This is a genomic window from Halopenitus sp. H-Gu1, assembly GCF_041821145.1.
Classification (GTDB): Archaea; Halobacteriota; Halobacteria; order Halobacteriales; family Haloferacaceae; genus Halopenitus.
In genome coordinates, this window is record NZ_JBGUBC010000002.1 from 37383 (window position 1) to 58059 (window position 20677).

Below are 20677 nucleotides of genomic sequence, written 5' to 3' on the forward strand. Positions count from 1 at the left end.
ACTACCCTACTCGCTCACGGCTGAGGCCGTCCGCTCCTTGAGGGTAGGGCTTCCTGCTTCTACGACGCGCTTTGCAGATACCGAGGTATCCACAGGGAGCGCAGTCTCCACAGGCGTTAACGAATCGCTCTGCGATTCGTTCGCACACCAGAAATCGAAGATTTCTGGGGACGTTGATTCGGAGTGTCCCACTCCTACGTCTTGCAGACCGCGAGAAAGAATGTTCCACGCCGCGTTCGCATCCCTGTCCGCCTCAAACCCGCAGGCGGGACAGGAGTGTTCACGGACCCACAACGGTTTCTCCGTCGAGACGCCGCACGCCGCGCACTCCTTGGTTGTCCCTCTCGGGTTGACCGCCACGAAGTGCGTTCCCTTGCGCTCGCACTTGTATTCGAGCAACGAGAGGAACGTCCCCCACGCGGCGGATGCGGTATTGCGGCTGTTCGACGGCGATTCCATCATTCCCTTCACGTTCAGGTCTTCGACCGCTACGAGGTCGTACTCCCGTGCGTAGTACGCCGAGAGTTTGTGCAAGAAGTCGCGGCGTTTCCGTCGGAGGTCGGCGTGACACTCCGCTACGCGCCGTCGTTGCTTCTCGTAGTTGTTCGACCCGTGTTGCTTCCGTGAGAGCTTCCGTTGCTCTCGCTCCAAGCGTTCACGTTCGTCCGAGAGGTCGAGCGACCCGATCGCCGTGCCGTCGGTGTCGTGAGCGTACTTGAGAATCCCTACGTCGATACCAACCACGTCGGTCAGTTCGTTGGGTTTCTCGGGGGTTCACAGTCCATTTGGACACCGAACGTGGCGAACCATTCGCCCGTCGGTTCCTTCTTGACCGTGACCTGCTTGAGTTTGGCGTCGTCGGGGATGGAGCGGTGAAGCCGTATCGGTATGTCCGCGAGTTTCGAGAGTGACAGGACAGTCTGACCGCCCTTCTTGTCGAGCTTGAAGCCAGACTGACTGTACGTGAAACTGCGGAACTCGCGTGGCGGTTTCCACTTGAGTTGACCGACGCCGTAGCCGTTCTCCTTGAGTGCAGAGAGGCCGTTGAGGTTGTCGAACAGCCGTTCCACGACGGTTTGGAGAACCTTCGAGTACACGTCCGAGAGGCCGTCCCACCACTTCTTGAGGTCGGGGAGCTCCGACCGAAGCGTGGTCATGGACGGCAGTTCGCCGTGTTCGTCTTGGTACTCATTGAGGCGGTGGAGCGTATGGTTGTACAGTTGCCTACAAATGTCTCGGTGGCGGTCCAACTCCTCACGGTGGGCGTCGGACGGTTTGAGACGGTACTTGTAGGCGTAGTACATCAGTTCTCGCGTTCCTCAATGAGTTCGTCGAGTTGGCCACGGACGAACGACGAGAGGTTCAAATGGTTCTCCTCTACCCACTCGGCTTGGTCCTCTCGAATGGTGATATTCTTGCGTCTCACTACGTGCGTATTATGCGCATGAGTGCGCATAAGTGTTACGGAGTGTGGGCCTGTGGGTCTGCCGTAGTAAAGTGTATGAAAGGCGAGCGGCGCTGTATTCCCTCCCTGCTCGCTTCGCTCGCTGAGGAAGGGGGTTTAGCGCCTCAATTCAGCTAATCGGGAAATAGCCACGTTCCGATCGAGGAATAGTCACGTTCCGTTCGAGTTTGTAAGTACTCTTTATACGCCGGGCGTTCCACCCGATCCTATGAGCAAACACGCAGGTGGACCCACGGAGGAGGTGGATCCACGCGTCGATGCTGACTTTGACTACCGGGGCGGGGAACTGGAACGACCGGCGCTCATGGAGGCACTTTCGTCCCGTGTCGAGGGGGACGTGCGTTTCGACGCCTACACCCGACAGCTGTACGCCACCGACGCCTCGGCGTACGAGGTCACACCTATCGGAGTGGTGATGCCCCGTTCGACCGAGGACGTGGCCGCCGCCGTCTCCTACTGTTTTGAGGAGGACGTTCCGATCCTCCCGCGGGGCGGAGGGACCTCGCTTGCCGGGCAGACCGTCAACGAGGCGGTCGTGTTGGATCTCTCCCGGTTCATGGACGACGTGCAGGAGATCGACGTCGAAACGCGAACCGCGACCGTCGATGCCGGCGCTTACATCGGTGATCTCAACCGGGCGCTTGAGCCTGACGGGCTGAAGTTCGCACCGGATCCAGCCTGGCGGGATAAATCCGCGATCGGCGGAGCGATCGGCAACAACTCGACCGGATCGCACTCACTCGTCTACGGCAAGACCGACCACTACGTAGAGGAGGTCGAGGTCGTCCTGGCCGATGGCACCGTGACTACCTTCGGTGACGTCGCCGTCGAGGACCTCCGCGATCGTGCGGCGAAAGCCGGTCTCGACGTGGACGACTCCGGACATCTCGACGTGGGCGACTCCGAAAGCGGGGAAGACGTCACGGCCGAGGTGGACCTGGAGGCGCGGATCGCCGCCGCGGTCGTCCGGATCCTCGACGAGGAGGCCGAGGAGATCGGCGCGCGCTTCCCGGAGTTGAAACGCAACGTCTCGGGATACAACCTTGATCGCCTGCTCGCGGAGTACCGCGGCGAGTACGGTGAGGAAGGAACCGTCAATCTCGGTCGACTGCTCGCCGGTAGCGAAGGGACGCTTGCGATCGTGACCCGCGCGACCGTCTCCCTGGAGGACATCCCGGAGACGAAGGCGGTGGCGCTTTTGACCTACGGGAGCCTCATCGACGCGATGGAGGACGTGGCGCCGATCCTCGAACACGACCCGGCCGCCGTCGAGGTAATGGACGACGTGTTGCTCGGGTTGGCTCGTGACACCGAGGAGTTCGGCGACGTCGTCAGAATGCTACCGGAAGGGACCGACTCCGCGCTTCTCGTGGAGTTCTACGCCGCCGACGACGACGAGGGGCGCCGAAAGGTAGCTGACCTGATCGCCGACCGCGTCCCCGAGGGCGATACCGAAGCCACTCCGAGCGACGGCGCCGCCGAGACCACCGACGCGCCCCACAACGCGATCGCGGCGATGGAGGCACACGACGAGGAGACCCGCGAGCGTTTCTGGAAAATGCGAAAGTCGGGATTGCCGATCCTCCTGAGTCGGACCTCCGATGCCAAACACATCTCCTTCATCGAGGACTGTGCGATTCCGCCCGAACACCTCCCCGAATACGCCCGCGAGTTCCAGCGCATTCTGGAAGAACACGGCACGTTCGCAGCCTTTTATGCACACGCCGGCCCGGGCGTCCTCCACGTCCGCCCGCTCATCAACACGAAAAGCGTCGACGGCGTAGAGACCATGGAGTCGATCGCTGCGGACGTCTCCGATGTCGTCGTGAGTCTCGGCGGGTCGATTTCGGGGGAACACGGCGATGGGCGCGCGAGAACCCAGTGGAACCGGAAACTCTACGGCGAGACCCTGTGGGCGTCGTTTCGTGAGCTGAAGACGGCCTTCGATCCTGGCTGGCTATTGAATCCCGGACAGGTGTGTGGCGACATCGACATGGCGGAGAACCTCCGATTCTCCCCGGAGTACGACTTCGAGACCGGTTTTGATCCGTCCCTGGAGTGGGCCAACGAGAACGGGATGCAGGGAATGGTCGAGCTCTGTCACGGCTGTGGCGGCTGTCGCGGCCCCCAAGAGACCACCGGCGGCGTGATGTGTCCCACCTATCGGGCGGCCGAAGAGGAGATCCAGTCGACGCGCGGCCGAGCGAACATGCTGCGGCAGGCGATGTCCGGTGACCTTCCCGAGGATCCGACGGACGACGAGTTCGCGAGCGAAGTCCTCGATCTGTGTATCGGCTGTAAGGGCTGTTCGAAGGATTGTCCGAGCGAGGTCGACATGGCGAAGCTGAAAGCCGAGGTGACGCACGCCCGCCACCAGGAACACGGATCGAGCCTTCGAGATCGGCTGTTTGCGAGCATCGAAAAGCTTGCCCCGGTGGGATCGACGTTCGCGCCGATCGTCAACGCCCTCCCGAACCTTCCCGGCGCAGGGTGGGCGATGGAGAAAACGGTCGGGATAACGAACGAGCGCGATCTCCCGCAGTTCCGATCGGAGAGCCTGATCGACTGGTTCGAGGCTCGCGGTGGAGCCGCCGTCTCGGCTGCGGAGGCCGCCCACCGCGTGTTCCTGCTCCCGGACGTCTATACGACCTATATGCATCCGGCAGCCGGCAAGGCCGCAGTTCGTGTTCTCGAGGCAGCCGACTGTCACGTCGCGATCCCCGACGTCGAGGGGAGCGGCCGGCCGGCGTACTCGAAGGGATTCATCGATCGCGCCCGTGAGACAGCCCGATCGACCGTGTCGGAACTCGATCCGTACATTCAGGACGGCTGGAGCGTTCTCAGCGTTGAACCGTCCGACGCGGTGATGCTCCAATCCGATTACCTCGACATCCTGGGCAGTGACGACGAGTCCGTCGTTCGCGTTGCGGAGAACGCCTACGGCGTCTGTGAGTTCATCGACACCTTCCGGCTCGACGAAGCCCTCCCGTTCGAGGCGCCCGCCGAGACTCTCACGTACCACGGCCACTGCCATCAGAAGTCGACGACGAAGGATCACCACGCCGTCGGCGTTCTTCGGCGAGCGGGCTACCCGGTCGACCCGCTCGATTCGACGTGCTGTGGAATGGCCGGATCCTTCGGTTATGAGGCGGAACACCTCTCGATGAGCGAGTCGATCGGGAGCATCCTCGCCGATCAGATCGGAGGGAGCACCGGCGACGTGGTCGTTGCCCCCGGTGCATCCTGTCGGTCACAGCTCGACCACCTCGACGTCGAGACGGACGGCGAACCACCACATCCCATCGAGAAGGTCGCGGAAGTCCTCGCGGAGTGAGCCGGGGACCGTCTCCAAGAGGTGAACCGGGGCGGACCTCGAAACGGGCGCCGGGAACGTCCCTCACTCGAAGGTGAACGCGATCGAACCCTGATCGACCACGACGAACCGATCGAGCTCGTCGAGTTCACACGTGACCCGGGCACGATCGTCGTCGGCGATGTTTTCATCGACGGTACAGGCCAATCCCCGATCCTCGTAGTGGACTCGCCATGGGTCGGGACGATCGGTCAATATCGACATCCGTCGGTCCGTCGTGTTCTCGTAGGACGTCGCACCGACGTTGTCGGGATTGCTCCGGTGTTCAATCCGGATCTGGACCGTCCGGTCGCCCCCCACGCCGGCGGGGCCGTCGTTTTTGAACGTCACGTCCTGAAACAGCGCCTGATCGGCTCCAACGACGCCGGGCGGGCCCTTGATCATGACGGCACCATCACGACTCTCGCGGATCACGGCCCCGTTCACGAAGCGGATCGACTCGTCGTCGACCGCAAAGACGATCGACGTGACCCGCCAGGAGGCGGTCGTGTTGCCCGCGACGTCGTGGACCTCGAAGTCGACGGTGTCACTGGCGCGTATGTCCGCATCCGAAAGCCGGATCTGTGTCGATCGCGTCGGCGTTCCAGCCAGAACGTCACGATGGTTCTCGGCGAGCACATCGAAGGCCCGCTCGGCGTTGTTCACCCGCTCCGTGTTGCGGGCATCCTGTAATCCGCTGAGCCCCACGGTAAAGACGATACCGACGGAGGCGATCACGAGCGAGAAGACGAGGACGAATCCGATCACCTCGCTCACTCCCCGCCGGTCATCGCGGAACATATCGACTCGAACAGGACCCGTCCCAATAAGTATGTCCTCGAACGGTGCCGTCGTCAGCTCTCGAGTTCCGTTCGACGCACGTGGGTATCCGGATGATCGAGCAGCGATTCGTCGAATTTCGTTCCCAATCCGGGGCCCTCGGGAATCGGGAGTCGACCGTCCTCGACGGAAAGGGGCTCCGTCACGAGGGTTCGATGCCAGCCGTCGTACCGATCGCGGATGGTCTCCATGACGTAGAGATTCGGAATCGTCGCCGAGAGATGGGCATCGGCAAAGTGCAACACGGGTCCACCGGAGTTGTGGGGTGCCACGGGAAGGTGCTCAGCCTCCGCGAGATCGGCGATCGCACGTGCCTCGCTGAGGCCGCCGGTCCAGCAGATATCGGGCATTACGACGTCGATCGCCCCCGTACGGAGGGCCTGCCGGAACTCGTAGCGCCCCATGAGCCGCTCGGAGACACACAGTGGCGCCTCGGTCGCCTCCGCAAGCCGAGCGTACGCATCGAGATCGCCCTTCCGAATCACGTCCTCGACCCAGAGCGGGTCGTATCGCTCCACCGCGCGGACGAGTTTCTTCGCGGGCGTCACCGACCACAGACCGTGGAACTCGACTGCGATGTCCATCGCGTCGCCGACCGCGTCTCGGATCCGTTCGAGCGGCTCCAATCCGGCCGCGAGATCGGAGTTCGAAATTCGCTGTCCACGCGTTTTCGCCGCGAACTCGTCGAACGGCCAGATCTTCATGGAGGTGATCCCCTGATCGAGGAGGGATTCGGCCAGCGCCACCGGCTCGGTCATGAAGTCGTACTCCTGCTCGTAGCTCGTGTTATACGTTGGAATCTCCTCGCGAGCCTTCCCGCCCAGAAGCTGATAGATCGGCTCGCCCGCGACGCGCCCCTTCAGGTCCCAGCAGGCGATGTCGAGTGCACTCATCGCACGCAGTTCGGCGCCTGCATGGCCGTAGTAGTTGAAATAGGTCGCCAGATCGTCGCGGAGCCCCTGGACGTCTCGAGGATCCTCGCCGAGGACGTGATCGGCGATCGGTCCATGGAGGGCCGCAGTCTCCATTTCCGCCTGCGGGAACGTCTCGCCGAGTCCGACGAATCCCTCATCCGTATGGATGCGGAGGGTCGTGATGTCGATGTCCCGCTCGGTATCTATCAGATCGGAGTCGTCGTCGTAAGTGACCGTCTCGATCGCCGTCACGTGCATGAGCCATCCTTCGTAATCCGGGTACAGAGTTCTTTCTCCCGGATCCGGGCGACCGTCGATCTTGGATTCGTTCGACTGTCCACGACGCCCATCGACGTCCATCCGGGAGGGGTGGAGCACTCCGCCGAGCGCGGGATATACTAACCATTATGTGCAATAATTCCAACCATCAAATATGCAAACACGCCCGTTGGGCGAAACCGGTCACGATAGCACCGTCATGACGTTCGGCACCATCGCGTTGAACTGGCTCGAACAGGAGGGCGCAAACCAGATGGTCGAACTCGTCCTCGATCACGGGGTCAATCACTTCGACGTCGCACCGGAGTACGGCGACGCGGAACTCAAGTTGGGACCGAAGCTTCGCCAGTACCGTGACGACATCTTCCTCGGGTGCAAGACGCAAAAGCGAGGATACGAGGGAACGAAACGACGGCTTCAGGAATCGCTCGACCGCCTGGGCGTCGACAGCATCGATCTGTATCAAGTGCACGGCCTGGAGTACGAGGAGGAACTCGACAGGATCACGGCCGACGACGGCGCGCTCGCGGCCATGCGTGAGGCGAAACGGGACGGTATCATCGATCACATCGGATTGACTAGTCACGGGGATCCACGACTCATCCTCGATGCGATCGACCGCATCGACGATCTCGAAACGCTGATGTTTCCGCTGAACCCGGTCGTCGCCGGGAAGGACGACGACGAATACGACTATCAGGCGGTACTCGATCGAGCCAACGAGGAGAACATCGGCACGATGGGGATCAAAGCGTTTGCGAGGCGATCGTGGCCCCCGACCGAGGAACTCCCGGAACGTGATCGGGCATACGCCAACTGGTACGAACCCGTTGATACGCCCGCCGAGATCGAGGAACGCTTCAACTTCGCAGCCGCACAGGACATGACGACCGTCGTCAGTCCGGGCGATCCGAAACTCGTTGCAATGGTGCTCGACGCCGCCAGCCGATACGACGGGATGGACGAGACCGCCCAGCGTTCGCTCATCGAGCGATCCCGCCACGACGACAGCCCCGTCCCCGAGCAACTCCACCACTGAAAGCCAGGCCGAAATGGACGTCCCCCGGACGGTGACGACTGCGCTTGAGGACCGCCCCGTCGCGGGAGCGATCTGTTTGGAGGCCGGTGCGGGGGTCGGAAACACGACCGCCGGACTGCTTGCCAAGGACGCCGAGCGCGTGTACGCCGTCACGAACGATGAAGCACACACGCGTATCGTTCGCGATCGGATCGGCCGTGAACAGGCCGATCGGACTGCCGTCCTCAGGGCGGATCTGATCGAGACGCCGCTTGCGAGCCGCTCCGTGGATCTCATCACCGCTCACGGACTGTTCAACATCGTCCCACCGGATCGTCTTCCGGCGATCATCGAGGAACTGACGCGGGTCGCAGCCCCGGGTTGTCATCTCGTCGTCGACGACTACGAGCCACTTCCCGAAGACGCCGCTGTCTCTGATCTCTTCGCCGTCGAAAACGCGGCCACCGAACTCGCGACGGGTCGCTCCGCATTGACCTTCTACCCGGCGACGATGCTTCGTCACCTCTTGGAGGGGTACGGCTGGGAGTTCGACCGGGAACGAACCCTTCTCGATCCGGTCCCGTGGACCGAACACCATCTCGAGGCACATGCCACCGTGGCCCGTTCCAACGCTGAAACGGCGCCACGGGAGATGGGGGATGTACTGATCGCGGAGGCGGATCGGCTGGTCGCGGCGATCGGGGACGAATCAGTCGGGACGATGTACAGCATTGCGATGCGGCTTCCGGAATGAACTCGATCTCGTCACGTGGCGCGGGGATTCCTCGATACCGCCGCACTCACAGCCAGGGTGCGCGCGTCGCGTCGTCGGCGTCGCGGTCCTCCTCCGCCCGGGGATGATCCGCCGCGTCCTCCTCCGGATTCACCGTCTTCTCGCTCGGCTCCGCCGCCTCATCCGACGGAGCTCCGAAGGCCGCCGGCGCCCGATCGGTGTCGGCCGGATCGCCGCCGAGAACGGCTTCGGAGAGACTGCCATCCGCGATCGCGGACGGGATGGAACCCCCATTTCGGTCCGCCGGGAGCCACGCGGACGGGGCCCTCCCAGTCGGAACCTGATGTAGAGCCTCGGGTGCCTCCAGCGGATCGGTCACGTCGGGTGCACGCGGAGCGTCATCGGGACCGTGGTCGGTCGGGCCGCCATGACGTCCGATCGTGATCGCGTCCGGATCGGCGTTGGGGTCGTAGGCGAACAGGCCGGTGACGACTAGTACCGCCAACGCGATGGGCGCGTCCGTCTCGAGCAGGCCGAGGATGGGCAACGCGAGCACGCCGAGCGCGACCGCGGAACCGAATCGGAAGCGGTCGATGTCGACGTGTCCACGAAGCTGGGGAGCCGACAGCGCGACCGCGAGCGCGAACGCGACTCCGACCGCCGCCGCCGCCGCGCCGCGAGCGACGATCTCGGGATCGCTTGAGAACGCCAGCTCGGCGCCGGATGGTGAGACGCTCGCGACGAGACCGAGCGCGATGATGACGCTGGGGTTCGGAAGCACGTCGGCGACCTTCGAGGAGGCCGTCTTTGCGGCGACCGTCAGGATGACGAGCCCCGCGAATCGCTGGAAGATCGCGAGGTCGAGGAGCCCGGCGATCGTCGGCGCTATCGCGGCCTGGAGAGCGGCGATCGGGACGATGAGCGCTCCGATCACAAGCACTGAGCGGACCTGCTTGCGACGGGGGCCGTCCATCTCGGCGAGAATAACCGCCATCGTCGCGGAGCCGCCGAAGATCAAGAGCCCAGTCTCGACGATGCCGACGAACGTGGATAACGCGCCCGCCAACACGAGCGCGGGGAAGATCCCATCGATGAGCGGGAGAGCCATCACGGTGGCGAGCAGCCTGATCGCGCCGCCGACGCGCTCCTCTAACCGGAGCGCGATCGGATGCTGAGAGACGCTCATTCAGACTGGCAAGCCCTCACCGTGGGGCAAACGGCAGTATCCGGACGACCCACGATGGCCGAGACGAATTCGCGTGGCATCGAATCCGGAGCGGTCCGTACAGTCCCCAGTAAATGTAAATGTGCCGGGCTTCGCTATCGCGATCGGCCGTCCGGCAACACTCGTACTGGCGGGACTGTCGGAGTCCATACTAATGGATAGAGATGGATCGAACATAAACGTTGTGCGATCCCCGTTCACATGCCGGTGTATGATCGCCGGTATCCGTACGTGATCGTGACGTTTTCCCCGAGTTTTCGATCGTTCGTCCGGATCGTTCGGGTCGTCCGACCGCTCTCGAGATCCACGACCGAGAGTATCCATCGGTCGTGACTCCAAAACGGAGACCTGCCGATGGCGACTCGCAACGCTTTTGCTGGCGACGCCACGACGGTTTATATGGCGAAGGACGCTCCTATTGGCGGCCCGTTCTCCGAGAAGCTTCGAGTCCCCGAGGCGTTAACGTTCGACGACGTCCTGTTGCGACCAAAGGAAAGCCGCGTCGAGCCCGACGAGGCAGACGTCTCCTCACGCGTCTCCCGGAACGTCGAGATCAACATTCCCGTTCTTTCGGCGGCGATGGACACCGTCACCGAATCCGAGCTCGCGATCGCGATGGCCCGCGAGGGCGGACTCGGGGTGCTTCACCGAAACATGACCGTCGAGGAGACGGCGGCGGCAGTCGAGCGAGTCAAACGCGCACACGAACTCGTCATCCGTCGGGAGGACGTCGTAACGGTCACTCCGGAGATGACGGTCCGCGAGGCGGACGCGACGATGGAACGCGAGGGCGTCTCCGGCGCACCCGTCGTGAACGACGACGACGTCGTTTTGGGCATCATCTCGGGGACGGACATCCGTCCCTATCTCGAGGTCGGCGAGGAAGACGCCGTCCGCGAGGCAATGACCGACGAGGTCATCACCGCCGGCGAGGACGTGACCGCCCGTGAGGCCCTCGAATTGATGTACGACCACAAGATCGAACGCGTCCCGGTCGTCGACGAGGACGACCGGCTCGCCGGGCTCGTGACGATGCAGGGGGTTCTCCAGCGCCGCGAGCACGAACAGGCCGCTCGCGACGAGGATGGACGCCTGCTGGCCGGTGTGGCCGTTGGCCCCTTCGAGGAGGATCGGGCCGTTGCCGCCGACGAGGCGGACGTGGACGTGATCTTCATCGACTGTGCCCACGCGCACAATATGAACGTCCTCGAGTCCGCTCGTGCGATCAAGGAGGTGGTCGACGCCGACGTCGTCGTCGGGAACATCGGCACACGCGAGGCAGCCGAGGCCGCCGTCGACTTCGCGGATGGTGTCAAGGTCGGCATCGGACCGGGATCGATCTGTACCACTCGCGTCGTCTCCGGCGCCGGAATGCCGCAGATCACCGCGGTCTCCGAGGTCGCCGACGTCGCATCCGCAGAGGACGTCCCCGTCATCGCAGACGGCGGGATCCGCTATTCGGGCGACGCGATCAAGGCGATCGCTGCGGGCGCGGACGCCGTGATGCTCGGGTCCTATTTTGCGGGCACCGACGAGGCGCCCGGCCGCATCATCACGATGAACGGCAAAAAGTACAAACAGTATCGCGGGATGGGGTCCGTCGGCGCCATGCAGTCGGGCGGTGGCGATCGCTACCTCAAGGATGCCGACGAGGAGGAGGATTTCGTACCGGAGGGCGTCGAGGCCGCAACGCCCTACAAGGGCACGCTCGCCGAGGAACTCTATCAGCTCGTCGGTGGAATGCGATCGGGAATGGGATACGTCGGCGCGGAGACGATTCTCGGCGTGAAAGAGCGCGCCGAGTTCGTGCGCGTCTCCGCGGCGGGCCAGACGGAGGGGCACCCCCACGACGTGATGATCACGGACGAGGCGCCGAACTACAGCCCTGAGGAGTGATCGAGACGTCAGAATGGAGCGAAACCGTCCCCGCCCATCGAGGAAACCAGCGAAATCGGCCCACAAGGGGTATTTTGATATGCAAAGACGACACAACGTTTCAGTAAGCGACCTAGTCGCCAACTCGATGACCCATGAGTGAGGAACCCCCGCTCGTCCTCGTGGTCGAGGACGAACCTGATCTGGCGGATCTTTACGCCGCGTGGCTCGGCGACGAGTACCGCGTCCGAACTGCCTATGGAGGCCAAGAAGCGATCGACTCACTTTCGGAGGAGATCGACGTCATCCTCCTCGATCGACGAATGCCTGGCCTCTCCGGCGACGAGGTGTTGCAAGCGGTTCGCGATCGCGGGCTCGACTGTCGGGTCGCGATGGTGACCGCGGTCGAGCCGGATTTCGACATTCTCGAGATGGGATTCGACGACTATCTGGTAAAGCCCGTCACGAAGGAGGCGCTCCAAGAAACCGTCGAGGAACTGAACCGCCGGAGCCAGTACGACACCGACGTCCAGGAGTTCTTCTCGTTGGCCTCAAAGCGGGCCGTGCTCGAGTCCGAGAAGGGACGAGCCACCCTTGAGGAGAGCGAGGAGTACCGGAAACTCACCGATCGCCTCGACGAGCTTAAGAACTCACTCGATGATGCGATCACGAGTATGAACAGCCACACGGATTTCGAGGATCTCTTTCGGGAGTTCGAAACGGACGAGCCGGACAACATCGGGGAACTCGAGGACGGCTGAACTGCCGGTTCGTCCGCACCGATCGATCAGCAGTCTTAGTGGTCACCGACGAACGATACCGGTTCCTCCCAGGCGTCGCGCCCCGAGACGGTCCGTTGCGGGAAGGGAATGGAGATGTCCGCCTCGTCGAACCGCTCTTTGACGGACTGGACGTACTCGGCGCGCGTCGTCACGAAATCCGCTCGCGAGGGGTCCCCGATCCAAACGCGTGATTGGAGGCCGACGTAGGAGTCGGCAAGCTCGTTCAATCGAACCGAGGGCGCCGGATCCGCGAGGATATCCGGATGTGTTTCAGCCTCCTCGAGGATGATCTCGGTTGCCCGATCGATGTCGTCATCATAATCGATACCGAAAACGAACTTCAACCGAAGCGTGTCCTTCGCGACGGGATTTTTCACCACGTTATTCGTCAACTCGTAGTTCGGGACCGTCAGAAGCTCGTTGTCGAAGGTTCGAACGCGAGTTACCCGAAACGAGATGTCCTCGACGACGCCGTTGTTTCCGTTCCATTCCACCCAGTCGCCGATCCGAAACGGCTTATCGGTGTAGATGAACACGCCGGAGACGAAGTTCCGAATCACGTCCTGGAGCGCGAACCCGATCGCCAGCGTGGCCGCCGCCGCGATCGTCGCCAGCGATTGCAGAAAACTGCCGTATCCCGCGAACCCGAAGGCGACCGCGATCCCGCCGAAGAGCACGACGATCGAGACGATCTTGTTCAGTGGTTGCCGCGCGTGGGGGTCGAGTCCACGATTATCGAGCACGCGCTCGACGATCGGGGTGAACACGGCTCGATTGAGAACGAGTACGATGGCGATGACGGCAAAAAAGACGAGCGTCGAGACGACGGTGCCGGCGAACTCCTGGCCGAGAAACGGCGCCAGCGCGTCCTCAAGCGGTTGTATCTGCGCCACCGCCGGGTTCCTCATCGATGATATACCGCGGTGTTACCGCGTGTTTCGATGAGATCGGCGTTGACTTCCTCCGCGAGTTCGGTGGCCAGATCCTCGACGGTCGTCCCGCCCCGAGCCGACCGAAGGAACTTCACCTTCACGAGCGTTCGATCCGCGAGTTGGTCCGACAGTTCCTCGATCACGGCCTCGATCCCGCCCTTGCCGACCCAGACCGTAACGTCAACGTCGTGGGCCTCCTTGCGTAGTTCCTGATCCGACATATCACTACCCAGGAGCCGACACTAGTTGAAACTTGAGACTTGGAACCGAGACGTGTTCGGCCGGCACGAACTGCGATCGCCGGGTTAACGAAACGGATACCGATGCGTCGCGCCGCATTCGAGACAGCGAACGACGACGTGGCCGGGACGGGTCCGGACCCTGGCAGTGACGCCCGGACGGAGATAGATATCACAGGAATCACACGTCCGTCGTTCGAACTCCCGACCGGCGGGACACCGGTTTCGCTCGGCGATACGGCGGGCACGCCGAACGTACTCGCGGGAGCGATCGTACTCCTTGAGGACGACCGCTTCACGCGCGAGCGTCAGCAGGCGGTCGATGCGCTCCTCGGGAATCCCCATACGACATAGCTTCCGGCCCGCCTCAAAGGCGTTGCGAAGCATCGGGTCGGGAGATGGCGATGCGGCCGTCAGTCGGGAGGCGTCGGTGTGACCGTCGGATCGGAAGGTCGATCTGACTGTCGGATCGAGAACCATCGCCCATCGTCGACAAGAGCAGAACGATCGATCCGCTTCCGATCGGACCTTCAGCCCCGCGGGCCGACGTCCTCAGTCGTCCTCGATAGCCTGTGCGATCCGCTGGAGCTGACGGGTGACGTCACGGACCTCGTCGCGGAGCTGTCGGACCTCACGGACGAGTTCCTCGTTGCCCGCGCCCTCTTCGCCGCCGCGCTCGTCGGGACGACCGCCGGGACCGCCGCCCATGCCGCCGGGACCGCCGCCACCGGGACCACCACCCATCATGCCGGACATCATCTGTGCAAAGGGGTTGCCACCGCCGCCCATGCCACCGGGACCGCCGCCACCGCCCATCATCTCCTCGGGGCTGGGACGCTCGCCTTCGCCCTCCTCGCGTTCCTTCTCACGCCGCTCTCGGATCTCCTCGACCCGCTCTCGGAATGACTTTTCCTCCTCGGAGTCCTCGCTGGACTCGTTCGCGTCGACTGCATCGTCGCCATCGTCGACCGGTTCGTCATCAGCCATACCCGCGCTTCGGGTTCGTCTCCGAAAAGCGTTGTTGCTCGTCGTCGATCGACAGCGACCGCTGAGACCAGAGAGTACGGGGCCGGGCGATCAGGCGGCTTCGGCCTGATCGATTGCCTCCTCGATGACCGCGCGTGCTCGCGTGACGAGCGCGTCAACCTCGTCGCTTTCGGCGTACAGTCGGATGTATGGCTCGGTGCCCGACGGGCGCACGAGCAGCCAGGCGGCGTCCGGGAACTCGAGACGGACTCCGTGTTCATTCGAGACCGTCGCCTCCGGAAACGCCTCCGGAAGCGCACGATCGAGTCGAGCCATCACGGTTGCCTTCCGCGCGTCGGGACACTCGATGCTCACCTTTCGATAGGGTCGCTCGGTCACCGGATCGCGGAGCGTTTCGAGCCTGGACTCGGCGACGAGACGCGCAAACACCGCGGCGGAGCAGACGCCGTCCATCCACTCGCCGAACCCGAGGTGGGTGTGTTTCCACGGCTCGGCGGCGAAGACGACCCGGGTGGATCGTGGCGCGTTCGCGTCGAGGGTCGACTCCGCACGAACGCGTGCGATCCCCTCGTGGAGCGCACCGAGGCGGACTCGCTCGACACGTCCGCCCGCCTCGCGGACCCGCTCGTCGATCCGCCCGGAGGCATTCGGCGTCGTAACGACGACGGGGTCGTCGGCGTCGCTCGCGCGCGTGTAGCGCTCGGCGAGGATCGCGAGCACGGTGTCCTCGTGGACGATCTCACCGTCCGCGTCGACGATCACGATCCGATCAGCGTCCCCGTCATGGGCGATACCGAATGCGAACCCATGCGTCTCCCCGGTTTCCGATGGACGCCCTGGATCGTCGACCCCCGCGTTGGCGTCGGCGACGAACTCCCGCAGGTCCGCGATCGATTCGGGTGTCGGCTTACTTCCACGCCCCGGGAAGTGACCGTCGACGTTAGCGTTGAGCGTCACCACCTCAGCGCCAAGCATCCCGAGCACCTGCGGGGTTGCAAGCGAGGCCATCCCGTTGCCGCAGTCGACCGCGATCCGGATCCCGTCCGCGGGAGCACCGAACCCGCGAGCGTACTCGGCGACTGCCTCCCGATAATCCGAACGAACCTCGATCGACTCCGGAGTCGTCCACCGGTCCCACTCAGCCGGGCCGGCATCCCCGGCGACGCGCTCCTCGATGGCCGCCTCGAGATCGCGATCGAACTCGACCCCGTTCCGGAAGAGCTTGATCCCATTGTCGTGGGGAGGGTTGTGCGAGGCAGTGAGTACGATCCCGTACCGATCGCGGGCGGCATACGCGAGCGCGGGCGTCGGGAGAACACCCGCCCGGTATACCGTCGCTCCCGCGGAACTCGCACCGGCGGCGGCCGCGTCCGCGAGGGCCGGTCCGGTGACGCGTCCGTCCCTGGCGATCACTATCTCCGAGGGCGTCGATGCTGCGTGGTCCGTAACTGATTCCGTATCGTCCGCGGTGTCACGTTCGTTTCCGACGGGGGCATCCGCGATCTCCAGAGCCACGGCCCGACCGACGGCGAGTGCGAGATCCGGGGTGACCCGTGTTTCGGCATCTCCGCGGATCCCCGCGGTTCCGAAAAGCTCCATACGGCTCCTCCGTCGTCGCCGGTTATATATCTCGGCCGTTCGTTCCGCGCGTATGACCACCGAATCGGGAGCACCCGAGCGAAACGATTCCGACACGGATCGCATTCGGGCGCACGTTCACGTCTCCGGGCATGTCCAGGGAGTCTACTACCGGGCGACCACCCGCGATACGGCTCGCGAGCGCGGCGTCGACGGGTGGGTCCGCAACCGCTCCGATGGGCGCGTTGAAGCCGTCTTCGAGGGACCCCCGGACGCCGTCGAAGCGATGGTCGAGTGGTGTCACACGGGCAGTCCGGCGGCGAGCGTCGACGATGTGACCGTCGACTACGAGGAGCCGCAGGGGATCGAGGGCTTCGAGATCCGTCGGTGAGGTTCCGGGTCCGATCGCACTCAATCTCCCCGATTTCCAGGCTGCGTTGACTCCGGATCGCGATCAGATTCGACGGCGACCGTCGACTGGGTCGCTCGGCGAGGAGTCGTGATCGCCGTTTCGGTCCCGGTCCGCCACTCGTTCCTGGTCGTGGTCCGCCACTCGTTCCTGGTCCCGGTCCGCCACTCGTTCCTGATCGCGGTCCGTCTCTTGTCCTCCTGCCGGCTCTCGTCTCTGCTCTCGGCTTCCACCAGTCAACAGGTTTTGGTTCCCATCCTGCCCCGCATCCTCGCTCGGATGGCTGGTCGCCCGCTTTTCGATCTCGCCTTTCAGGCCCGTCGCGTCGAAGTCGTGATCCGGTCGGATCGCGACGAAATCCAGGAATCTCCGGGCCGAAAGGAGTTGGGCGGGAGTGTAGGCTGAAAGCGCTGCCTCGACGGCATCCCGCGGGCCGATGAGCGGTTCGAGGGAGGCCAGCGCGCTCGCGAGATCGTATGCGCGCGCGTCCTCTCGGGCGTCGCCATCGACGTTCGTCGCGTCGATGAAGTGGAGTTCGCCATCGAGTATCAACACGTTCTCCGCACGGAGGTCACCGTGGGCGAGTCCGGCGTCGTGAAGGGTCGCAAGCGCGTCGAACAGCTCGGGCGCGAGTTCGCGTTCGCGCTCCTCGTCGAGTTCGTCGAGTGGGCGAAACTCGGGGAGGTATTCGGAGACGAGGACGCCCATCCCGTCTACCTCGACGACTTCGATCGGTTCGGGCGCGTTGACGCCCAGATCGCGCATTCGTTCGGTCGCCTCCAACTCGTGGAGGGCCATCTCGTAAGGCGTTTCAAAACGCTCGAAGAAGCCTTCCGTCCCCGAGGAGAAGGCTCCGAGATTTCGGCCGGTGGTAAAAAGCGCGTGGACGAGCGTGTTCTGTCTCGTGATCACCTTCACGAACAGGTCATCGTCGATCACCATCGGCGTCGACAGCCAGTTGTCGGCGTCCAGAAATCGGACGTGAACCGTGTCGCGATCGTAGCGATCGGCGAGTTCGGTGACGACTCGTTCGATCTCGGGCCAGTCGATCCGCCCGCGCACGAGTCGTCGAAGCTCCATACGTGGGCAAGGGCGGCGACGCGGATAAATGGTCGTCCCCATCCAGTCGGAGTCCGCCCCGCCGCGTATTTTATACGACCCGTCGACCCAGACGTAGCCATGGACTTCGAGTTGTCCGCCGAACACCGGATGATCCGTGAGACGGTTCGGGAGTTCTGCGAGGCGGAGATCGCTCCGACCGCCCAGGAGATCGAGGACGAGGCTCGCTTTCCCGAGAAGGTGTTCACCCAGCTCGCTGATCTCGACGTGATGGGCGTGCCGATCGACGAGGCGTTCGGCGGCCTGGGCGGCGACCAGCTACTGTACGCGCTCGTCGTCGAGGAACTCGGCCGCGTCTCCGGAGGGATCGGACTCTCGTACGCCGCCCACGTCTCCCTCGGCGCGAATCCGATCGCGCGGTTCGGCACTGACGACCAACGCGAGCAGTGGCTACGCCCGCTTGCGGAGGGCGACGGGATCGGTGCGTGGGCGCTCACCGAACCCGAAAACGGATCGGACGCCTCCTCAATGGCCACCACAGCCGAGCGCGACGGCGACGAGTACGTGTTGAACGGGACCAAACAGTTCATCACGAACGCGACCGTCGCGAACTCGATCCTCGTGAAGGCCATCACCGATCCCGATGCGGGGGCAGACGGGATCTCCACGTTCATCGTCGATCCCGAGGCTGACGACGGGTTCGAGGTGACCACCGTCTGGGAGAAGATGGGGCTCAACTGCTCGCCGACTTGCGAGATCGTTCTCGACGATGTCCGGATCCCTGCCGATCGCCTTCTCGGCGAGGAGGGCGATGGATGGGACCAGGCGATGGAGACGCTCGACGGCGGCCGAATATCGATCGCCGCACTTTCGACCGGGCTCGCTCGTGGGGCCTACGAGGCGGCGACGGAGTACGCCGGCGAGCGCGAACAGTTCGGACGACCGATCGCGAAGTTCGACGCCGTCCGCGACATGATCGTGGACATGCATCGGAAGATCGAGCGCGCGCGGCTTCTCACCCACGAGGCAGCCTGGCGATACGACCGGGGAGAGCCCGTAACGCGGGCGTCAGCGCTTGCAAAACTCGATGCCAGCGAGGCGGCCCGCGAGGTCGCGGAGGACGCCGTCCAGGTGCTTGGGGGATACGGATACACGGAGGAGTTCGCTCCCCAGCGGTTCTATCGCGACGCCAAGTTGATGGAGATCGGTGAGGGAACAAGCGAAATCCAACGGCTCATCATCGGTCGCGAACTTGGGCTTTGAGATCGTCCTTGACAGCCCCCCGAGGAGTAGGCTCCGAGTCACTCCCGACAGTCGTGGGTTACGAGCCGGTTCGTTCCCGTTCCATCGGCCGGCTCCGGCCAGACCCGCCGTTCGACGTAGGTGATCCGAACGGACTCGATCGGCTCGCCGGTCCGCTCCTCGACACGGTCACAGAAATGTGCCGCGGTGGAGCGGGAGACGGCCGGATCGTCCTCGACGGAGATCGCGATCAGATACTTCCGCCACCGCGCGGTGGGATGGGTCTCGGCGACGTCCGGCGGTGGATCGGTCGTGACTGACGACCGGCCAAATCCGTCGAATCGCTCACCGCTTGCCGACTCGGCGTTGATCACGAACCAGCGATCGACGCCCGAGGGATCGGGTGCGAACATCTCCCAGCCATGGTCGGCCGGATCGATCCCGCCGTTCCCGCCGAGATCGACGTATCCGAGTGCGGCCACGTTCCACGCAAGCGACCCGACGAGTAAACACGCGATGAGGACGATCGGGACCGCACGGAGCACGCGTATGGCCATCGATCGAGAGGGATTGCTCCCGGAACGATCGACTGGTTGTTCGAAATGACCGACTGATTGCTCGGAATGATCAACTGGTTGCTCGGAGTGACCGCCCGACACCGACCGCCGGAGTGGAAGTATCCGGGTGACCGTCGTCTCGACTCGGTCCCACATGCCCGGACCGAAAAAGACGAGCAGCGAAACGAACGACACGAGCGGGAAGATCGCGATCGCCATCGTCACGGTCATGCCGAGATGTCCCCCTGCGATCCCCGCCGCAAGGGCCGTGCGTAGTCGTCCGGCGGCAAGAACGAGAAGCGGCGACACGACGAGCAGACCGAGCCAGAGGTAGTTGATCGCGGTCAACACGGGGGGCGACTGGGCGATCCACGGGCCCGCAAGGACGGTGAATTGGTCCATGCTGAAGGCGATCGCCGCTCCGTCTCCGGCGGCCCAGTGATCGCCTCGAAACTTGAAGATCGCATTCGAGACGTACACGAGCGTCACGTGAACGAGGAGAGTGACCGTCGCGAGCGAGGCTACTCGTTCCGGATCGTCGCCATCGGCGACGTCGACTCCGGTCCGGTCGTCAGCGCGGCCACCGGTACGTGTCGAATCGATCGACCACCGCGACCCGACCGGCAGAAACAACGACAGGGCTAGCAACTGCCACAAAAGCAGATCGCCGGAGTTGAGCACGAAGGGGTTTCGCGCCTGCAACGAGAGCGCCAATGCGAGCGAGACGGCGACGGCGATCCGGGTCCGGTAGCCGATGAGGAGCGCGAACGCCGCAATCGCCGCGAGCACGAAGAGGAACGCGACCCCGGCGGTCCCCGCGAGGGCCTCGGCGTGAACGTGCAGCGAGTACGTTGCAAGTGGCGGGTACGCGCTCGCGAGCGCCTCCCGCGAGAGCACGCCGGACTCCGTATAGAGCGCGGTCAGATCCCGACTCCGCATCAGGAGGTCGATCAGGATCACGGTCCCGAGCCCGATCCGGAACGCGGCGAGTCCGCGAGGATCGATCGCGGCTCGGCGACGGACGGGGGAAGCGATCCGGTCGATCGCGGCGTCAAGCCGGCGACGAGCGTGGAGGACCATCTATCCACGAACTATCGCGTTCCCGCGAATATGCTTTGTGGGGCCCAACGCAGCTTTGTGGAGTTTGACCAACACGGCTTTGTGGAGTTCGACCAACGCGGCGATCCCGAG

Annotated in this window: 17 protein-coding genes and 2 pseudogenes; 7 read left to right on the top strand and 12 right to left on the bottom strand. The window is 63.9% G+C overall.

Annotated features, from left to right (window positions below):
• Window positions 1-6: 6 nt before the first annotated feature.
• Together ACERIT_RS01835 and ACERIT_RS01840 are read right to left on the bottom strand one after the other, a co-directional pair.
• Window positions 7-1304: pseudogene (locus ACERIT_RS01835) on the bottom strand (RNA-guided endonuclease InsQ/TnpB family protein).
• The gene (locus tag ACERIT_RS01840) at window positions 1304-1426 is read right to left on the bottom strand and encodes a hypothetical protein (RefSeq protein ID WP_373673107.1); all 123 of its coding nucleotides are present in this window, start codon (window positions 1424-1426) and stop codon (window positions 1304-1306) included. The pseudogene ACERIT_RS01835 and the gene ACERIT_RS01840 overlap by 1 nt, the downstream one beginning before the upstream one ends.
• A gap of 247 nt (window positions 1427-1673) precedes the next feature.
• On the opposite strand from ACERIT_RS01840, the gene ACERIT_RS01845 reads away from it, so the two are divergent.
• Window positions 1674-4799: an FAD-binding and (Fe-S)-binding domain-containing protein gene (locus ACERIT_RS01845; protein WP_373673108.1), complete on the top strand. Its 3126-nt coding sequence runs from the start codon at window positions 1674-1676 to the stop codon at window positions 4797-4799.
• A gap of 63 nt (window positions 4800-4862) precedes the next feature.
• Here ACERIT_RS01845 and ACERIT_RS01850 read toward each other — a convergent pair whose 3' ends face one another.
• Together ACERIT_RS01850 and ACERIT_RS01855 are read right to left on the bottom strand one after the other, a co-directional pair.
• Window positions 4863-5618 carry a hypothetical protein gene (locus ACERIT_RS01850; RefSeq protein WP_373673109.1) on the bottom strand — a complete coding sequence of 252 codons (756 nt, stop codon included), beginning with the start codon at window positions 5616-5618 and terminating at the stop codon, window positions 4863-4865.
• Between the two features lie 53 nt (window positions 5619-5671).
• Window positions 5672-6829, bottom strand: coding sequence for a mandelate racemase/muconate lactonizing enzyme family protein (locus ACERIT_RS01855; RefSeq protein ID WP_373673110.1), 1158 nt, complete (start codon window positions 6827-6829; stop codon window positions 5672-5674).
• 175 nt (window positions 6830-7004) lie between these two features.
• Here ACERIT_RS01855 and ACERIT_RS01860 point away from each other — a divergent pair, with 175 nt between their 5' ends.
• Both ACERIT_RS01860 and ACERIT_RS01865 read left to right on the top strand, forming a co-directional pair.
• On the top strand, window positions 7005-7889 hold the full coding sequence (locus ACERIT_RS01860; protein WP_373673111.1) for an aldo/keto reductase: 885 nt from the start codon (window positions 7005-7007) through the stop codon (window positions 7887-7889).
• Between the two features lie 13 nt (window positions 7890-7902).
• Window positions 7903-8622: a class I SAM-dependent methyltransferase gene (locus tag ACERIT_RS01865; RefSeq protein WP_373673112.1), complete on the top strand. Its 720-nt coding sequence runs from the start codon at window positions 7903-7905 to the stop codon at window positions 8620-8622.
• Between the two features lie 46 nt (window positions 8623-8668).
• Here ACERIT_RS01865 and ACERIT_RS01870 read toward each other — a convergent pair whose 3' ends face one another.
• The gene (locus ACERIT_RS01870; RefSeq protein ID WP_373673114.1) at window positions 8669-9787 is read right to left on the bottom strand and encodes a DUF5794 domain-containing protein; all 1119 of its coding nucleotides are present in this window, start codon (window positions 9785-9787) and stop codon (window positions 8669-8671) included.
• A 438-nt stretch (window positions 9788-10225) separates the two neighbouring features.
• Here ACERIT_RS01870 and guaB point away from each other — a divergent pair, with 438 nt between their 5' ends.
• Window positions 10226-11722, top strand: coding sequence for an IMP dehydrogenase (gene guaB / locus ACERIT_RS01875; protein ID WP_373673115.1), 1497 nt, complete (start codon window positions 10226-10228; stop codon window positions 11720-11722).
• 134 nt (window positions 11723-11856) lie between these two features.
• On the top strand, window positions 11857-12462 hold the full coding sequence (locus ACERIT_RS01880) for a response regulator transcription factor (RefSeq protein WP_373673116.1): 606 nt from the start codon (window positions 11857-11859) through the stop codon (window positions 12460-12462).
• Window positions 12463-12497: 35 nt separating this feature from the next.
• Here ACERIT_RS01880 and ACERIT_RS01885 read toward each other — a convergent pair whose 3' ends face one another.
• The 5 genes from ACERIT_RS01885 to ACERIT_RS01905 all read right to left on the bottom strand — a co-directional run bounded on the left by ACERIT_RS01885 (window position 12498) and on the right by ACERIT_RS01905 (window position 16240).
• Entirely contained in the window at window positions 12498-13391 is an 894-nt protein-coding gene (locus ACERIT_RS01885; protein ID WP_373673117.1) for a mechanosensitive ion channel family protein, read from the bottom strand.
• Window positions 13388-13636, bottom strand: a complete 249-nt coding sequence (locus ACERIT_RS01890; protein WP_373673118.1) for a YhbY family RNA-binding protein — start codon at window positions 13634-13636, stop codon at window positions 13388-13390. The genes ACERIT_RS01885 and ACERIT_RS01890 overlap by 4 nt, the downstream gene beginning before the upstream one ends.
• Before the next feature lie 84 nt (window positions 13637-13720).
• The gene (locus ACERIT_RS01895) at window positions 13721-13999 is read right to left on the bottom strand and encodes a ribonuclease P protein component 4 (protein ID WP_373673354.1); all 279 of its coding nucleotides are present in this window, start codon (window positions 13997-13999) and stop codon (window positions 13721-13723) included.
• 207 nt (window positions 14000-14206) lie between these two features.
• Window positions 14207-14641: a hypothetical protein gene (locus tag ACERIT_RS01900; protein WP_373673119.1), complete on the bottom strand. Its 435-nt coding sequence runs from the start codon at window positions 14639-14641 to the stop codon at window positions 14207-14209.
• Window positions 14642-14731: 90 nt separating this feature from the next.
• Complete coding sequence (locus ACERIT_RS01905; RefSeq protein WP_373673120.1) at window positions 14732-16240, bottom strand: phosphomannomutase; 1509 nt, start codon at window positions 16238-16240, stop codon at window positions 14732-14734.
• Window positions 16241-16292: 52 nt separating this feature from the next.
• Between ACERIT_RS01905 and ACERIT_RS01910 the strand changes: the two genes are divergently transcribed.
• Window positions 16293-16610 carry an acylphosphatase gene (locus ACERIT_RS01910; RefSeq protein ID WP_373673121.1) on the top strand — a complete coding sequence of 106 codons (318 nt, stop codon included), beginning with the start codon at window positions 16293-16295 and terminating at the stop codon, window positions 16608-16610.
• 306 nt (window positions 16611-16916) lie between these two features.
• Here the strand turns inward: ACERIT_RS01910 and ACERIT_RS01915 are convergent.
• Window positions 16917-17708 (bottom strand): annotated as a pseudogene (locus ACERIT_RS01915) (RIO1 family regulatory kinase/ATPase); the annotation flags it as partial.
• Between the two features lie 99 nt (window positions 17709-17807).
• Here ACERIT_RS01915 and ACERIT_RS01920 point away from each other — a divergent pair.
• Window positions 17808-18950, top strand: a complete 1143-nt coding sequence (locus ACERIT_RS01920; protein WP_373673122.1) for an acyl-CoA dehydrogenase family protein — start codon at window positions 17808-17810, stop codon at window positions 18948-18950.
• A 38-nt stretch (window positions 18951-18988) separates the two neighbouring features.
• Here ACERIT_RS01920 and ACERIT_RS01925 read toward each other — a convergent pair whose 3' ends face one another.
• Entirely contained in the window at window positions 18989-20566 is a 1578-nt protein-coding gene (locus tag ACERIT_RS01925) for an HTTM domain-containing protein (RefSeq protein WP_373673123.1), read from the bottom strand.
• Window positions 20567-20677: the final 111 nt, after the last annotated feature.

Bases quoted from the DNA above. Each gene is read 5' to 3' on its own strand.
- ACERIT_RS01895 (WP_373673354.1), bottom strand. From the start codon at position 13,999: ATGGGGATTCCCGAGGAGCGCATCGACCGCCTGCTGACGCTCGCGCGT.
- ACERIT_RS01890 (WP_373673118.1), bottom strand. From the start codon at position 13,636: ATGTCGGATCAGGAACTACGCAAGGAGGCCCACGACGTTGACGTTACG.
- ACERIT_RS01920 (WP_373673122.1), top strand. From the start codon at position 17,808: ATGGACTTCGAGTTGTCCGCCGAACACCGGATGATCCGTGAGACGGTT.
- ACERIT_RS01845 (WP_373673108.1), top strand. From the start codon at position 1,674: ATGAGCAAACACGCAGGTGGACCCACGGAGGAGGTGGATCCACGCGTC.
- ACERIT_RS01870 (WP_373673114.1), bottom strand. From the start codon at position 9,787: ATGAGCGTCTCTCAGCATCCGATCGCGCTCCGGTTAGAGGAGCGCGTC.
- ACERIT_RS01865 (WP_373673112.1), top strand. From the start codon at position 7,903: ATGGACGTCCCCCGGACGGTGACGACTGCGCTTGAGGACCGCCCCGTC.
- ACERIT_RS01860 (WP_373673111.1), top strand. From the start codon at position 7,005: ATGCAAACACGCCCGTTGGGCGAAACCGGTCACGATAGCACCGTCATG.
- ACERIT_RS01900 (WP_373673119.1), bottom strand. From the start codon at position 14,641: ATGGCTGATGACGAACCGGTCGACGATGGCGACGATGCAGTCGACGCG.
- ACERIT_RS01855 (WP_373673110.1), bottom strand. From the start codon at position 6,829: ATGCACGTGACGGCGATCGAGACGGTCACTTACGACGACGACTCCGAT.
- guaB (WP_373673115.1), top strand. From the start codon at position 10,226: ATGGCGAAGGACGCTCCTATTGGCGGCCCGTTCTCCGAGAAGCTTCGA.
- ACERIT_RS01880 (WP_373673116.1), top strand. From the start codon at position 11,857: ATGAGTGAGGAACCCCCGCTCGTCCTCGTGGTCGAGGACGAACCTGAT.
- ACERIT_RS01850 (WP_373673109.1), bottom strand. From the start codon at position 5,618: ATGTTCCGCGATGACCGGCGGGGAGTGAGCGAGGTGATCGGATTCGTC.
- ACERIT_RS01925 (WP_373673123.1), bottom strand. From the start codon at position 20,566: ATGGTCCTCCACGCTCGTCGCCGGCTTGACGCCGCGATCGACCGGATC.
- ACERIT_RS01905 (WP_373673120.1), bottom strand. From the start codon at position 16,240: ATGGAGCTTTTCGGAACCGCGGGGATCCGCGGAGATGCCGAAACACGG.
- ACERIT_RS01885 (WP_373673117.1), bottom strand. From the start codon at position 13,391: ATGAGGAACCCGGCGGTGGCGCAGATACAACCGCTTGAGGACGCGCTG.
- ACERIT_RS01910 (WP_373673121.1), top strand. From the start codon at position 16,293: ATGACCACCGAATCGGGAGCACCCGAGCGAAACGATTCCGACACGGAT.